Source organism: Streptomyces sp. NBC_00287, assembly GCF_036173105.1.
Taxonomy (GTDB): domain Bacteria; phylum Actinomycetota; class Actinomycetes; order Streptomycetales; family Streptomycetaceae; genus Streptomyces.
Map to the genome: position 1 here is coordinate 2,820,071 of NZ_CP108053.1, position 14,218 is coordinate 2,834,288.

13 protein-coding genes are annotated in these 14,218 nt (G+C 71.1%); all 13 read right to left on the minus strand.

The window, feature by feature from the left end; translation table 11 throughout:
* Positions 1-411: 411 nt before the first annotated feature.
* Positions 412-1,470 (minus strand): diphosphomevalonate/mevalonate 3,5-bisphosphate decarboxylase family protein, encoded by a 1,059-nt coding sequence (locus tag OHT76_RS12845; RefSeq protein ID WP_328870930.1) that lies wholly within the window; start codon positions 1,468-1,470, stop codon positions 412-414.
* Positions 1,460-2,386, minus strand: a complete 927-nt coding sequence (gene mvk / locus OHT76_RS12850) for a mevalonate kinase (RefSeq protein WP_328870931.1) — start codon at positions 2,384-2,386, stop codon at positions 1,460-1,462. Before mvk ends, OHT76_RS12845 begins: the two co-directional genes overlap by 11 nt.
* A 164-nt stretch (positions 2,387-2,550) precedes the next feature.
* Positions 2,551-3,639 carry a polyprenyl synthetase family protein gene (locus OHT76_RS12855; protein WP_328870932.1) on the minus strand — a complete coding sequence of 363 codons (1,089 nt, stop codon included), beginning with the start codon at positions 3,637-3,639 and terminating at the stop codon, positions 2,551-2,553.
* A 4-nt stretch (positions 3,640-3,643) separates the two neighbouring features.
* Positions 3,644-4,645 (minus strand): UbiA family prenyltransferase, encoded by a 1,002-nt coding sequence (locus OHT76_RS12860; RefSeq protein WP_328870933.1) that lies wholly within the window; start codon positions 4,643-4,645, stop codon positions 3,644-3,646.
* Positions 4,646-4,708: 63 nt separating this feature from the next.
* The gene (locus OHT76_RS12865) at positions 4,709-5,905 is read right to left on the minus strand and encodes an FAD-dependent monooxygenase (protein ID WP_328870934.1); all 1,197 of its coding nucleotides are present in this window, start codon (positions 5,903-5,905) and stop codon (positions 4,709-4,711) included.
* A 42-nt stretch (positions 5,906-5,947) separates the two neighbouring features.
* A complete protein-coding gene (locus OHT76_RS12870) occupies positions 5,948-6,277 on the minus strand; it encodes a putative quinol monooxygenase (RefSeq protein ID WP_328870935.1) in 330 nt (109 codons plus the stop codon).
* A gap of 88 nt (positions 6,278-6,365) precedes the next feature.
* Positions 6,366-8,009: a flavin-containing monooxygenase gene (locus OHT76_RS12875; protein ID WP_328870936.1), complete on the minus strand. Its 1,644-nt coding sequence runs from the start codon at positions 8,007-8,009 to the stop codon at positions 6,366-6,368.
* Positions 8,010-8,043: 34 nt separating this feature from the next.
* Entirely contained in the window at positions 8,044-8,679 is a 636-nt protein-coding gene (phzG, locus tag OHT76_RS12880; RefSeq protein WP_328870937.1) for a phenazine biosynthesis FMN-dependent oxidase PhzG, read from the minus strand.
* A 10-nt stretch (positions 8,680-8,689) separates the two neighbouring features.
* Positions 8,690-9,862 (minus strand): PhzF family phenazine biosynthesis protein, encoded by a 1,173-nt coding sequence (locus tag OHT76_RS12885; protein WP_328870938.1) that lies wholly within the window; start codon positions 9,860-9,862, stop codon positions 8,690-8,692.
* Complete coding sequence (locus OHT76_RS12890; RefSeq protein ID WP_328870939.1) at positions 9,859-11,733, minus strand: anthranilate synthase family protein; 1,875 nt, start codon at positions 11,731-11,733, stop codon at positions 9,859-9,861. The genes OHT76_RS12885 and OHT76_RS12890 overlap by 4 nt, the downstream gene beginning before the upstream one ends.
* Positions 11,730-12,353: an isochorismatase family protein gene (locus tag OHT76_RS12895; protein ID WP_328870940.1), complete on the minus strand. Its 624-nt coding sequence runs from the start codon at positions 12,351-12,353 to the stop codon at positions 11,730-11,732. Before OHT76_RS12895 ends, OHT76_RS12890 begins: the two co-directional genes overlap by 4 nt.
* On the minus strand, positions 12,350-13,558 hold the full coding sequence (locus tag OHT76_RS12900; protein WP_328870941.1) for a 3-deoxy-7-phosphoheptulonate synthase: 1,209 nt from the start codon (positions 13,556-13,558) through the stop codon (positions 12,350-12,352). The genes OHT76_RS12895 and OHT76_RS12900 overlap by 4 nt, the downstream gene beginning before the upstream one ends.
* 70 nt (positions 13,559-13,628) lie before the next feature.
* A complete protein-coding gene (locus tag OHT76_RS12905) occupies positions 13,629-14,117 on the minus strand; it encodes a PhzA/PhzB family protein (protein WP_328870942.1) in 489 nt (162 codons plus the stop codon).
* Positions 14,118-14,218 lie beyond the last annotated feature (101 nt).

Below are 14,218 nucleotides of genomic sequence, written 5' to 3' on the forward strand. Positions count from 1 at the left end.
ATCCCGAGGGGCCAGATCCCAGAGCGCCAGATCCCAAGCCGCCTGGGCCGGGGGCGCCGGAGCCCGGGGCGGCACCAGGGCCCAGGACGCCGAACCTCGGAGCGCCAGACCCCAGGGCGTCGGGGTCAGGGGCACCAGACCCGGAGGCGCCGGAACCAGGGGCACCGGAGCCGGGGGCACCAGACCCGGGGGCGCCGGAGCCGGGGGCGCCGGAGCCGGAGGCGCCAGACCGAAGGGCGCCAGACCCGGGGGCGCCGGGACCAGGGCCGCCAGTTTCCGCGGTCGCCGTCACGGTGACGTGGCGGTCGATCGCGGCCAGGATTGCCGGGTTGCCGGGCTCCACGACCGCGTACTCGCCCGCGGCGAACAGCTTGCCCGGGGCGTGTCGGGTGACCACCGTGCGGGTCGTCGTCACCGGACCTCGCTGTGGAGTAGGGCGCCGGGGCCGCACCGGGCGACGAGGACCTGGCAGGAGGCGGCGGCCCGGACCGCGTCGGCCACCCGGTCCGCATCCGAACTCCGGCACAGCACCTTGGTGTTGGGGCCCGCGTCGATCGTCGCGTGGGCCGACACGCCGTCCCGCCGCAGCTGTTGGACCGCGTCGAGCACGGTGAGCGTGGCCGGTGACAGATAGCGCACCGCCGGGCGCGCCGCCAGCATCGTGGCGTGCATGCCCAGCGCGTTGCGCTCGGCGATCTCCCCGACCGCGTCCAGGTCCCCGCGGAGCAGAGCCCGGCGCATCTCGGCCAGATCGGTCCGGCTGGAGTCGGCCCAACCCCGGTACAGGGGCGAGGTCGCCACCGTACGGCGCATGGCCTCCCGGCTGGAGACGGACTTGGGGCCGGTGTCCAGCAGGGCGATCACCAGGGCGGGGTCGAGCTCCTCGACGGGCACGGGCACGGGCTCGGCATAAGAAGCAAGGTCGGGGTCGGGGTCGGAGTCGTACGGCCCACCGCCCTGGTCGTACGGCCCACCCCCCTGCCCCCCAGCCACCCCCGCATGCCACACAGCGAAGCCGCCGTAGATCGAGCGGGCGGCCGAGCCGGAGCCGCGGCGGGCCAGGCGGGACAAGTCCCGCGCGTCGAGCCGGAGGCCGTAGGCGGTGGCCGAGGCGACGGCCAGGGCGGCGAATCCGCTGGCCGAGGAGGCCAGGCCCGCTCCCGTCGGAACGGTGTTGCGGCTGTCCACCAGGGCCCGTTCGGCGCGTCCGGCGCGCTGCCGCACCAGATCGAGGAAGTCCGTGACCCGCCGCAGCGCCTCCCCTTGCGCGGGCCTGCCGTCGAGTGTCACCTCGTCGGCCTCCGCGGCGGTGAGCCGGACCGAGGTCGTCGTCGGGAAGACGTCCAGCGTCATCGACAGGCTGTCGGTGTACGGCAGAACGAGCCGCTCGTCGCGCTTGCCCCAGTACTTGACGAGGGCGATGTTCGGATGGGCCACGGCGGTCGCGGCGTCGGATACGTCAACGGGCATGTCCGCTGAACCTCTCGATCGGCACGACCCAGGTCCGTACCGCCCCGGCCGCGCCGAGCCGCCGCTCGGTCTCCCGCGCCCGTTCCGCCGATCCGGCCAGGGCGATCATGCAGCCGCCCAGACCACCACCGCTGATCTTGGCGCCGAGGGCACCCGCCGAGAGGGCCGCCTCCACCAGGCCGTCGATCCGGTCCGTGCTCAGTCCCGCCCCGGCGAGCAGGGCGTGACAGTCCGTCAGCCGCCCGCCGAAGGCCTCGGCGCGCCCCGCGGCGAGGTCGCGTACGGCGGCCGTGGTCAGTTCCGTGGCCCGGCCGACGAAGTCCGCTCGCGTCTCCGGATCGCGTTCGAAGGCGCGCCGCAGCATTTCGACGCCGTCCTTCGTCCGGCCGGCGACGCCGCTGTCCGCGACGACGACGGCACCGTCGAACCCGATCCGCGGTTCCCGGGCGAAACCGCCGGACAGCAGGACGGGGAACGGCGAGCCGGTGGCGAGCGTGTCGATGCCGCTCGCCCTGCCGTGGGTGACGTTCTCCGCGATCTGTACGAGATCGAAGACGGTCCCGGAGTCGAGGCTGACCCCGACGAGGTCGGCCAGCGCCAGGACGACGGCCTGGGCGCATGCCGCGCTGGAGCCGAGCCCCCGGCCGGTGGGGATGGCGCAGTCGATGAGCACGTCGATGTGCGGGCTGCCGGTGCGGCCGGTCGTCTCCTTGAACTCCGCGACCAGACGCCGCAGTCCCTCGGACGCCTCCATCGCGACCGGTCCGGACTGCCCCGCCATCGTGAAGGTGACGTCGCCCGGCTCGGCGGAGGGGTGCGAGGACTGCGCGGCGCTCGCCGTGACCGTCAGTTCCGGGATGGGAAGCGCGAGCGCCGGGGCGCCGTAGACGACCGAGTGCTCCCCCAGCAGAATCACCTTTCCGTGGGCGCATCCGATGCCGAACGGTCGGCTTTTTGAGTTGCCCGGCGTTCCCTGTGCCGAAGTCGGCATGGTCAACGCGCTCAACCCCCTTTGTCTGTTCCGGCGTTGTCTGATCCAGCGTCTTCTTTTTCGGTAATTGCTCGCGATGTCCGGCGGGTTCACCAGGTTCGCTCGGTCGCCCGGACGGCCAGGTCGGCCAGCCGGTCCCGCACCTGCTCGACGGCGTCGCTCGACCTCAGTGCGGCAAGCGCCCGTTCGGTGCGGCGGGCGATGTCCTCCTCGACGAGGTCCACCGCGCCCACCTCGATCAACAGGGCGCGGATCGCGTCGAGTTCGTCCTCGTCGAAGTCGGTGCCGACCTTCGCGCGCAGGAGTCCGGCCCCGGCCGGATCGCACCGGTCCGCGCGCCGCAGCGCCTCCGCGAGCAGCACCGTCCGCTTGCCCTCGCGCAGATCGTCGCCGGAGGGTTTGCCGGTCACCTCGGGGTCGCCGAAGACGCCCAGCAGGTCGTCGCGGAGTTGGAAGGCGATGCCGATGTCGACGCCGAAGGCGCGGTAGGCGGAGACCAGACGGTCATCCGCGCCGGCGATGGCGCCGCCGAAGTGCAGCGGCCGTTCCACCGTGTACGAGGCCGTCTTGTACCGGTCGATGCGCAGCGCCGACGCCATGCCCTCGTCTCCGCTCGCCTCGGCGGTGAGGTCGAGCAGCTGCCCGCACAGGACTTCGGTGCGCATCGCGGACCAGACGGGCCCGAGGCGGGCCTGGGCCCCCGCCGGCAGTCCGGAGCCGCGCACCATGTCGTCGGCCCAGGCCAGGGCGAGGTCCCCGACCAGGATCGCGGTGCCGGTGCCGAAGTCCGCCGGGTCGCCGGACCAGCCCCGCGCCCGGTGCCGGTCGGCGAAGGCGATGTGGGCCGCGGGGTGGCCGCGGCGGGTCGGGGAGGCGTCGATGATGTCGTCGTGGATCAGCGCGGAGGCGTGCAGCAGCTCCAGGGCCGCGCAGGCGCGGGCGACCGGCACCGCGGCCGGCCCGTCCGCGTCGCCCCCGGCGCCCAGCCAGCCCAGCCAGGCGAAGGCCGGTCGTACCCGCTTGCCGCCGCGCAGCACATAGCCCGCCAGTTCCGCGACCGCGTCGGCGACGCTTTCCCCGATCGCGTCGGCGTCGCCGCGGCGGTGGTTGAGGAAGTGCCGCAGCTCCGTGTCGAAGACTTCGGTGCTCAGAGCCGTCTCGGCGTGTCCGACGACCACGGCGTCAGCGCTCCCCGAGGACGAACAGCGCGAGTGCCACGTTGGTGAAGCCCAGCACCACGCCGTGGTACGGCAGGGAGAGGGCGTGCTTGCGGACCGTGTCGAGCGCGGAGTCGAAGGACCCACTGGTGCCCCGCGTGATCATCCACATGAACCGCTGGCTCACCAGCCAGACCACGAGGTAGAGGATCAGCCCCCAGGTGAAGCCGAACTCCAGCCAGGCCCCGCCGAGCACCAGCAGCGCGCCGAGGGCGAGCATCGTGGACTGCACCCGCATCGCCTTGTTGATGCCGAGGGCGAGGACGTAGGTGCGGATGCCGAACTGCTGGTCCTCCAGGTAGTCCTCGGCGTGGTTGGTGACGAACGTCCCGGTCAGCGTGAGCGAGAGGCCGATGACGATCAGCACGCTGCCCCATTCGAGACCGTGCTCGAAGGAGCGCAGCGCGAACAGACCGGGGATGAACACGCACCCGAACTGCAAGGTGGGCAGCTGCCACAGGCCGGCGCTCTTGAGGTGCAGCGGCGGCAGCGAGTACTGGACGCCGATCAGCCAGCCGGCGAACGCGATGGCGATCAGGTCCCAGTGCCCGGTGCGGGCGGCGAGGAAGACGGACGCGGCGAAGTACAGGAAGGTCGTGACGGCGATGTGCGCGATGACCTTGCGTACGCCGAGGCCGTAGATGGCCCGTGGTTGCCGGGACTTGTAGGTGGCGTCCAGCTCGCGGTCGGCGAGGGCGTTGAGCATGTCGGCCATTTCCATGTGCGTGACACAGAACAGGAAGGCCACGATCGCGTTGACCGACGCGAATTCGCCCCAGGTGTGGGCGCCCAGCACGGTCGGTACGAGGCCGATGACGATGTGGATCGGCAGGAACTCGATACGGCGTATGACGAGGGCGTACTTCAGGCGCGTGCCCAGCGGGGCAGGCTCGGGGGGTACGCCACGGGAGTCGGTGAAGACCTCGGTGAGTCTCGCACCCAGGGTGGTGGCGCTGGTGCTGGACATGGGTCCGTCCTTTTCTGCGTCCGGCTTGTCTGTCTGCGTGTCTCGCTCGTGCCGCCCCGGTGGCTAGCGCCGTTCGACGGAGGCCTGGTAGTCGTCGGTGATGGAGCGCAGTTCGGTGGACACATCGCCGTCCAGGCGGTCGGCGAGGGCGCGTTCGGAGCGGTCCATCTTCCGGCCGGCCTGCACGATCGCGGTGGTGACCGGCCGGCGCGCGTCCTCGTACCGGCGCAGCGCGGCCACCGGGTCGTCGCCCTCGGCGAGTTCGGCGGCCAGGGCGACGCCGTCGATGACGGCCTGGCTCGCGCCGTTCGCGCCGATCGGGTACATCGGGTGCGCGGCGTCGCCGAGCAGGGTGACCCGGTGCTCGCCCCAGGAGGGCAGCGGATCGCGGTCCACCATCGGGTAGTGCAGGATCCGCGGGCTCGCCGCGAGCGTGGCGCGGATGTCCAGCCAGTCGAACTCCCAGTCCGCGAAGTGCGGCAGCAGGTCCTCCAACCTCCCGGGGCCGACACCGAAGGCGCCGTCGCTGCCGGGTTCGGACGCCAGGCACACCCAGTTGAGCAGCACCGTGCCACGCTCGGCGTGCGGGCGGGAGCAGGGGTAGGCCACGATCCGGGAGGCCCGCTCGTCGGCGGCGATGATCATCGTGCGTCCGTCGATGAACTCGGGCAGCTCGGTCAGCCCGCGCCACATCCGTACCGAGGTCGTGCGCAACGGCGGTTCGGCGGGATGTAGTTGGGCCCGTGCCACCGAGTGCAGTCCGTCCGCACCGATCAGCACGCCGGCCTCGGTCGTCGTCGCTTCACCGGACGGTGTGCGCAGGTGCACGTCCACCCGGTCGCGGGCGGGCTCGAACCCTCGCACCTCGGCCCCGGTGCGGATGGCGTCCGGGCCGAGGCGCTCGTGTACGGCGGCGAGCAGCAGGAGTTGCAACTCGCCGCGGTGGATGGAGTACTGAGGTGCCGGATGACCGGCCGGCAGGCCCCTGGGCTCGGCCCACAGGGTGGCGCCGCGCTGGTTGAGGTAGCGGTGCTCGCGGGTGGGGATGCCGGTGGCCGCGAGGGCGTCACCGAGGCCGAGCCCGATGAGCTCGGCCACCGCTGCGGGCTGGATGTTGATCCCGACTCCGAGCGGCTGGATCTCCGACGCGCTCTCCAGGACGGTGGCGGTCAGTCCGCGGGCGTGCAGGGCCAGGGCGGCGGTGAGCCCTCCGATGCCGGCGCCGGCAATCACGATGCCGGACGGGGCTGCCTTGGTCATGGCGGCTGTCACCTTTCTGCGCAGGTGAGTGCGCGGGGTGGGTCAGTCGGCGGCGGTCACCGAGACCACCGAGTACATTCCCGGCGCGGGCTTGCCGAGGCCGGCCGCGCGCTGGGCGTATTCCTGGGCGACCGGGTCGGCGAGCGTGGCCTGGACGGCGTCGGGGCCGGTCCACTGGGCGTAGTTCACGACCCGGCCGCCGTCCTTGGCGGCGAGGATGTGCGCCGACACAAAGCCGGGGCGGTGCCGGAAGAACTTGTCGAGGCCCTCGCCCAGCAGGGCGACGAGTTCGTCCTGCTTCCCCGGCTCCACTTCGAAGACGTTGATCACGGTGACGAGATTGTCGTTCGCGCGAATTGTGGTTTCACTCATGCTGCCGAAACTAACGGCCCCCAAATGGCCCCGGCAATATATGCGTTGACTCACGGGAATGCGCGCGCAATGACCATCGAGGGGTAATTCAATTCCCGGTGGAGGTGTGTCGGACGGCGGTCAGGGAGGGCCGGTCGTCCAGGTGGAAGCCCTCGTAGCCGGCCGCGGTGATCTCGCGCAGCCGCTGCCGGTAGGCGCCGATGCCACCGAAGTAGAACAGCGTGCGCGGTTTGCGGCCGGGTATGTTCGAGCCGAAGATCCACGAGTCGGTCTGCGCGAAGAGGCTGTGCTCGGCCATCGCCCGGCACATACCGGTCCACTCCTCCTCGGCGGCGGCCGTCGCCTCGATCCGGGCGATGCCGCGCTGCTCGGCCGTACCCACCGTCTCGGCGATCCACTCGATCTGGGTCTCGAGACCCGGCGGCAGATTGCAGAACACGCTGCCGGGGCCGAACACCATGAAGAGATTGGGGAATTCGTGCAGGGCGATCCCGAGGTAGCTGCTCGGGGTGTCACCCCAGTGCTCCTCCAGGGTCACTCCCCCGCGGCCGCGGATGTCCAGCTGGTGGTAGCTGCCCTCCATGGCGTCGAAGCCGGTCGCGAACACCAGCACATCCAGCTCGTGCTCGGTGCCGTCCTCGGTGACCACCCCGGCGGGGGTGATCCGCGCGATCGGGTTCTCCTTGGTGGACACCAGCGTCACGTTGTCGCGGTTGTACGTCTCGTAGTAGCCGGAATTGCAGATGGGCCGCTTCGCGTAGTAATCGGTCGGCGAGAGCTTGCGGGCGGTCTCCGGATCGCGCACGATCTGCCGGATCTTGGACCGGATGAAGGAGGCCGCCGCCTCGTTCGCCGCCGGGTCGAAGGCGAGGTCGGCGAAGGTGCCGAACATGAAGTGGAAGCCGTTGCCCGCCGCCCACGCCTGTTCGAAGACGCGCTCGCGTTCGGCCTCGGTCACACTCATCGCGGGCGTCTGGCTCTCCTCGAAGCCGCAGCCCACCCGCGAGTCGAAGACCTGCTCCCAGATCTGGTCGTAGTTCTCCCGGACCTCGGCCAGCCGGGCGTCGCTGAGCGGGCCGTCGCCGGAGGGGACGACGTACTGCGCGGAGCGCTGGAACACGGTCAGCTGCGCGGCCGTCTTCGCGGCGGCGCAGATGAACTGGGTGCCGGTGGAGCCGGTACCGACGACCCCGACCCGCTTGCCGGTGATGTCCAGGTCGGCGGGCCAGGCCCCGGTGTGGGTGATCCGGCCGGCGAAGCTGTCCCGGCCCTCGATGTCGGGGTAGTTGGCGCTCGACAGCGGGCCGAGCGCGCTGACCACGTACCGTGCGGTGAACTCCGCGCCGCCGCCGGTCCGCGCGGTCCACAGATTGCTCGCCTCGTCGAAGGCGAGCGACTCGATCGCCGTGTTCAGCTGGATGTCCCTGCGCAGGTCGTGCCGGTCGACGACGGCTTCCAGGTAGTCGAGGATCTCCGGCTGGGTGGCGTAGCGGGTCTTCCACTGCCACTCCTGGAGCATCTCCTTGTCGAAGGAGTAGCGGTAGACGACGCTGTCGACGTCCGCGGCCGCTCCTGGGTACCGGTTCCAGTACCAGGTGCCGCCGATACCGCCGGCCTTGTCGAAGGCCCGTACGGTGAGGCCGACTTCGTCACGCAGCTTGTGCAGCATGTAGATACCGGCGATGCCGGCTCCGATGACGATGGCGTCGAGAGGGGTCGGTCGATCGGTCATGACGGCCTTTCGGTCGGGGAGGTGACACAGGCTCTTAGGGCTGGAGCTTGCGGACGTGCCAGCCGGTGGTCGTCCGCTCGTAGCGCAGTCGGCGGTGCAGACGGCTTTCGGCGGCGGACCAGAACTCGACGGAGTGCGGGCGCAGCCGGTAGCCGGTGAAGCGCTCCGGTCGCGGCAGCGGGGTGCCGAGGGCGGCGTACCGGTCGGCGTCGTCCAGGAGGTGCTGGGGGTCGTCGAGCGCGTCGCTCTGCCGGGAGGCGGTGGTCATCGGGTGCAGACCGGGTGCGCGGCCGTGCCACAGCCGGTCGTTGTCCGCGTCGTCGAGTGCCGCGACGGGGCCCGAGACACACAGTTGCTGTCCCGTCTCCCGCCAGTACAGCAGGCCCGAGGCCCAGCCGGTCTCGGCGATCTCGCGCCCTTTGCGGCTGGTGCTGTGGCTGGTGAACAGCAGTCCCTCGGCGGACACATCGAGGACGGCGACGATCCGGCTGGAGCATCGCCCGCGGCGGTCGGCGGTGGCCAGGGCCAGGGCGTACGGCTCTCGCACGCCGCCTTCGACGGCCGCCGCCAGCCATTTCAGGGCCAGCGGCATCGGCTCCGCCGGCGGATCGTCGTACTCGGGGAAGTCGAGGTCCACGGCTCCGGTGAGGCTCTCCAGTTTGCTGCTCATCTGTCCCCCGTCAGACGTGGATGGTGCCTTCGGCGGCGACCGCGCCGTAGCCGCTGACCCGGATGCGGGTGAGTTCTCCGGCGGAGTCGACGGTGGCCTCGGCGAACATGACCGAGCGGCGTCCGAGCCGGACTCCCTGGTGGATCTCGATGGTCTTGCCGTACTCGACCAGGTGGTGGCGGGCCAGGTGGACGGCGAGCGGTCCGGCCGCGGAGCCGGTGGCTGCGTCCTCGACCACGCCGTAGGCGGGCGAGAACATCCGGGTCTGCCAGCGCTCGCCGTCCGGGGCGAAGCAGTTGGCGGCCATGTCGGGGAAGGCGGCCAGCGCCCGGTGGTCGGGGTGCAGGGCGTCGAGGGCCGCGACATCGGGCAGCCCGACGAAGACATGCCGGGGGCCGTTGCGGTAGATCTCGACCGGCAGGGTGGAGGAGTCCACGCCGAGCGCGGCGAGCAGGGCCTCGGCGTGCTCGTAGGGGTGCCACTCGGGGATGGGCTGGCTCATGGACGCATGCGCCACGTCCTTGCCGGGGGTGCGGACGATGTCGAACGGCACGACGCCCATCGCGGTCTCGAAGCGCAGGGTGTCCGTCCGGGCGTCCAGGGCGACCGCCACGGCCGTACCGAGCAACGGGTGTCCGGCGAAGGGCAGTTCGTTGACCGGGGTGAAGATCCGCACCCGCAGGTCCGCGTCGCCGGTGGGCGGCAGCAGGAAGGTCACCTCGGAAAGGTTCATCTCCCTTGCGATGCGCTGCATCTGAGCTGCCGTCAGGTCGGAGGCGGCGAAGAACACCGCGACCGGATTGCCCAGCAGGGGTTCGCTCGCGAAGGCGTCCACGACGACGTACCGGTGCCCGGCGCCCCGGTCCCGGCCGGGCCCGCGGACCGCGGCCTGCACCTCGAACCGTTCGCGGTGCGTCACCGGGCCGCCGATCAGTGTCGCGGCCTTGTTCTCGGGCAGTGCGTCGGGGCGCTCACCGTCCCAGACCATGACGGCGCCCCAGCGGTTGCCGGTCCGGTCGGCGATCCAGAACTTCTCGTGCAGGCCCGCGACCTGCTTCCAGGTGTCGACGACGTCGTCCTCGGTGAGATGCCGCTCAAGACCGTCCACCGTGGCGGGGCTGCCGTCCAGGTCCCACCAGGCGATCTCCAGGTTGGTCGGCAACTTCGGCTCCTGTGCGTTCATTTGCTCAGCACCCATTCGGTGAGGTCGGTGAGGATTCGCGGTCCGTCGACGGTGAGCAGCGACTCGGGGTGGAACTGGAGCGAGGCGAACCGCGGGCCGCGCAGCGCGTGCACCTCACCGGCGTCCGGATCGCGGCTGATCTCCACTTCGCCGGCGGGTTCGGTGTCGTGCCGGTCGGCGTCGGCGCGGGCCTCGAAGGTGTTGTAGAAGCCCACGCGTTCCGCCCTGCCGAACAGCTCGATGCGCCGCTGTACGCCCTGGTTGGGGCGGCTGCGCCGGACCAGGGGCAGGCCGAGGTGCCGGCACAGCACCTGGTGGCTCAGACAGACGGCCAGCATCGGGCGCCGCTCGGCCAGCAGTTCACCGATGGTCCGGTCCAGCGCGGCGATCTTCGGATCGTCCAGGGCGCAGGGGTCGCCGGGTCCGGGCCCTACGACGACCAGGTCGTGGTCGCGGGTCTCGTACGGCTCGTCGTAGCGCCGTACGGTGACCGCGAGTCCAAGGGCCCGCAGCTGGTGTTCGAGCATCGAGGTGAAGGTGTCCTCGGCGTCGACGACCAGCACCTTGTGGCCGTCGAGACGCTTGGAGCGGGCGTAGCGTACGGCGTCGCCCGTAGTCCAGAAGTCGGCGATGCCGTCGTTGCGGCGCGTGAGGTGGCCGAGGACCTCGGGGTGGTCGGCGAAGCGCGGGCCGCGCTCGCCCTGGCCGAAGGCGGCCAGCAGCGTGGCGGCCTTCGCCCTGGTCTCGGCGACCTCTGCCGTCGGGTCGGAGTGCCGCACGAGGGTGGACCCGACCGAGAGGGCCAGGCGTCCGGCGGGGTCGATGGCGGCGGTGCGGATGAGGATGGCGGAGTCCAGCGTCCGCAGGCCTTCCGCGTCGGTGCCGACCAGGCCGATGATGCCGCTGTAGTAGCCGCGCCCTTCGGGCTCGTAGCGCTGGATCACCCGGGCCGCGCTCTCGACGGGGCTGCCGGTCACCGTGGGCGCGAACATCGTCTCCCGCAGCACCTCGGGTATGCCCCGGTCGGTGCGCCCCCGGATGTGGTACTCGGTGTGCGCGACCCGGGCCATCTCCTTCAGGTGCGGGCCGGTCACCTGCACCGTTCCCGGCGCACAGAGCCGGCACATCATCTTCAGTTCCTCGTCGACCACCATGTACAGCTCCTCGGCCTCCTTGCGGTCGGTGAGGAACTCGGTGACGCCGTGCAGCGTCGGACCGCCGTCGGGATACCGGTAGGTGCCGCTGATCGGGTTCATCAGGGCGATATCGCCGGTCAGCCCGACATGCCGCTCGGGAGAGGCGCCGACCAGGGTCACGCCGCGGCTGCGCACCAGGAACGTCCAGTACGCCCCCCGCTCACCGGCGAGCAGTGCCCGGAACGCCGACAGGGCGACGTCGGGGCCGTAGTCGGTGAGGTCCGCGAGGTAGGTGCGCTTGATGACGAAGTTGGCGCCCTGCCCGGTGCCGATCTCGTCGGCGAGCACGGCTTCGACGGTACGGGCGTATGCGGCGTCGTCGGCGTCGAAGTGCCCGCCGGTCAGCGCGACCTGGCGGCGCGGCAGCCGGGCCAGCGCCGCGGGGACGGAGTGGTGCTCCTCGCCGGTCACCGTCATCGCGATGAGCGGGGTGCCGTCGTCGGGCGCGGGGTGGCCGCGCTCGGCGAGCTGGCGGTAGGGGACGACGATCAGCAGGTCGCTGCGGGCGGTGCCGGTGCCCGGCTGCCGACCGAGGTCGATCGCGTCGAGCGACTTGGGGTGCCCCACCGTCCCGGTGACCACCTGGACGCCGCGCTCGTGCTCGCCCGCCCGGCAGATCAGCGCGTAGTCGCCGACGGTACCGCGCAGTACGGCGTCGAGCAGATCCTCGGTCACGACACCAGCTCCTCGGCCGTGGCGACCCTGGCGCAGCAGTTCGCCGTGTATTCCAGGGTCAGCCGGTGCCGGTCCGCGCAGAAGTCGCCGATGGTGTCGCCGGCGAGGAAGACCTGGATGTCGTTGCTGTAGGCCTCCAGTGCGGTGGTGAGGATGCCGACATGCCCGAACACCCCGCAGACGAGGAGCTGGTCACGTCCTGCCGCCCGCATCCGCTCCAGCAGGTCGGTGCGGAAGAACGCGCTGTAGCGCCATTTGACGAATGTCCAGTCGCCGTCGCCCGGGGTGAGCTCGGCGGTGATCGCGCGGTCGGCCTCGGCGCTGGTCATGCCCGGTCCCCAGAAGTCCCGGAGCAGGCCCCGGTCCTGAGGGGTCATCCGGCCCGGCTGAGCTGTGTAGGCGATCTGGACGCCGCGGTCGGCGCAGCGCTTGCGCAGTCCGGCCGCCCGGTCGACGAGCCGGGAGCGCATGCCCGGTTCGAAGGCGCCGAGGAAGTAGTTCTGCATGTCGTGGACGAGCAGCACGGCGCGGCTCGGCTCGACGCGCCAGCCGACTCGGTCGGCCGGCATGTCGGGCCGGCCGGGCAGGTCGTACGGATCAACCTTTAGGGCGATGCTCATGACAATCCCCTTCTGGTGAGAACGGACTCGCCCTGCGGGCCGCCGACGGCCGACCATGCCGTGACGACCTCCATGGCCTGCGCCGGATCGAGCCGTGGATCGCACAGGCTCGGCGCGCCCCCGGCGGGATGCCCGGGGTCCGGCTCGGTCCCGACGCACTCACCGACCGCGTAGGGACTGGCCTCCAGATGGAGCCCGTGTCCCCGCACCCCCGCCTGGGCCAGCGCGGCCGTGAACCGGCGCACCTCGTCGACCGCGGTCGCCACATGCCGGGTCTTGGTTCCGTCCCGGCGCTTGATCGTGTTGGCGTGCAGGGGGTCGCACAGCCACAGCACCGGGTGGCCCGCGTCCCGGACCGCGCGGGCGAGGGCGGGCAGCCGTTCGGTGACGGCGGCCGGGCCCATCCGTACGATCAGCGCCAGCCGGCCGGGTTCGCGGCGCGGGTCCAGGCGCCCGCACAGGCCGAGCAGTTCGCCGGGTGTCATGCCCGGACCCACCTTGCAGGCGACCGGGTTGACGACCCCGGCCAGCAGATCGACATGGGCGCCCTCGAGCTGCCGGGTGCGCTCGCCGATCCACGGCCAGTGGGTCGAGCCGAGCAGCGTGCCGCCGTCGACCGGGCGCAGCTGCGGCTGTTCGTAGTCCAGCAGCAGGGCCTCGTGACTCGTCCACAGCGGGGTCTCGCCGTCCCGGTGCGGGCGGTCACTGTCGGTGCGCCAGCCGAGGTGCTGCATCGTCTCGCGGGCCGTCATGAAGCACATGAGCAGCCGCAGCGGGTCCGGGCGCCGGCTGTCCGCGTCGGGCGCGGGGAGGTTGACCATGTGGCCGCGGTAGACGGGGAGTTTGCCGACGCCGTCGATCTCCTCGACGGACGCCGAGCGGGGTTTGGCGAACTGTCCGGCGATCCGGCCGACCCGGATCACCGGCAGGCCCGCGCGAGCGCCCATCGTCTCGGCGAGCCGGTGCGCCAGGGCCGACTTGGCGTCGATGTGCGTCTTTCGGCATTCGTCGGGGTGTTCGGCGCAGTCGCCGACCTGGAGGACCAGCGCCTCGCCGCGCGCCGCCGCGGCCAGTGACCGGCGCAGCGCGCGGACCTGTGCCACGCCGACGAGAGGATCGGTGGCCGCCAGGACATTGCGCACCTGGGCGACCTGGTGGAGATCATTCCATTCGGGCTGCTGGGCAGCGGGGAGCCGCGGCGGCAAGGAGCGTTGGTGTTTCACTATTGAACCAACCCCCGGTCAGCGGAGTTCGAGACGGCGGTACGCTGCCGATTCAGGTCGGTATCCCTTCCCGTACGATGCGCGGCACCTCGATCCCGAGGGAACGGAACTGCTGAACCGGGTTCATGAATTCCCGTTGCTGCTTGATCTTTCCGTGCTCGAAACGGAAGTAGTGCAGGAAGTGGTTTTCGTAGTGGCCCTCGGGATAGCCGGGGAAGCGGATTTTCCCGGTGCCGTTGCACTCCACCCAGAACTGGTCCGGGTCCTGGGTGTCGAATATTTCGACGTCCGTCCACTGCCAGTCCGGGAAGCACTTCAGGGACCAGGCCGCATGCTCGGCCAGCCGGTCCCTGCCTCGGATGACGATGGGTTCACCGGTGTCCGTGGTCCACAGACCGCCCTGACCGTCCTCGGTGAACAATTCATGACGGCGTAGGCGGTCCTGCCCACGGGTATTCATGTACTGAGCAACGACGTTTCGATTGTGATCGCGATTCCGGGTGATTTCTTCGGCCGTTACAGGAGTGTGCAGCTCAGTCATTTTTCTCCTGCCAGATGCGGTAGTCCGAGTTGGATGCCCGTTCGACGTTCGCGGACAGTAGCAACGCATCCAGCGCGGCTGCAATTTTCGGCTGACTCACC

Bases quoted from the DNA above. Each gene is read 5' to 3' on its own strand.
- OHT76_RS12845 (WP_328870930.1), bottom strand. From the start codon at position 1,470: ATGCCCGTTGACGTATCCGACGCCGCGACCGCCGTGGCCCATCCGAAC.
- OHT76_RS12860 (WP_328870933.1), bottom strand. From the start codon at position 4,645: ATGTCCAGCACCAGCGCCACCACCCTGGGTGCGAGACTCACCGAGGTC.
- OHT76_RS12865 (WP_328870934.1), bottom strand. From the start codon at position 5,905: ATGACCAAGGCAGCCCCGTCCGGCATCGTGATTGCCGGCGCCGGCATC.
- OHT76_RS12870 (WP_328870935.1), bottom strand. From the start codon at position 6,277: ATGAGTGAAACCACAATTCGCGCGAACGACAATCTCGTCACCGTGATC.
- OHT76_RS12875 (WP_328870936.1), bottom strand. From the start codon at position 8,009: ATGACCGATCGACCGACCCCTCTCGACGCCATCGTCATCGGAGCCGGC.
- phzG (WP_328870937.1), bottom strand. From the start codon at position 8,679: ATGAGCAGCAAACTGGAGAGCCTCACCGGAGCCGTGGACCTCGACTTC.
- OHT76_RS12885 (WP_328870938.1), bottom strand. From the start codon at position 9,862: ATGAACGCACAGGAGCCGAAGTTGCCGACCAACCTGGAGATCGCCTGG.
- OHT76_RS12895 (WP_328870940.1), bottom strand. From the start codon at position 12,353: ATGAGCATCGCCCTAAAGGTTGATCCGTACGACCTGCCCGGCCGGCCC.
- OHT76_RS12905 (WP_328870942.1), bottom strand. From the start codon at position 14,117: ATGACTGAGCTGCACACTCCTGTAACGGCCGAAGAAATCACCCGGAAT.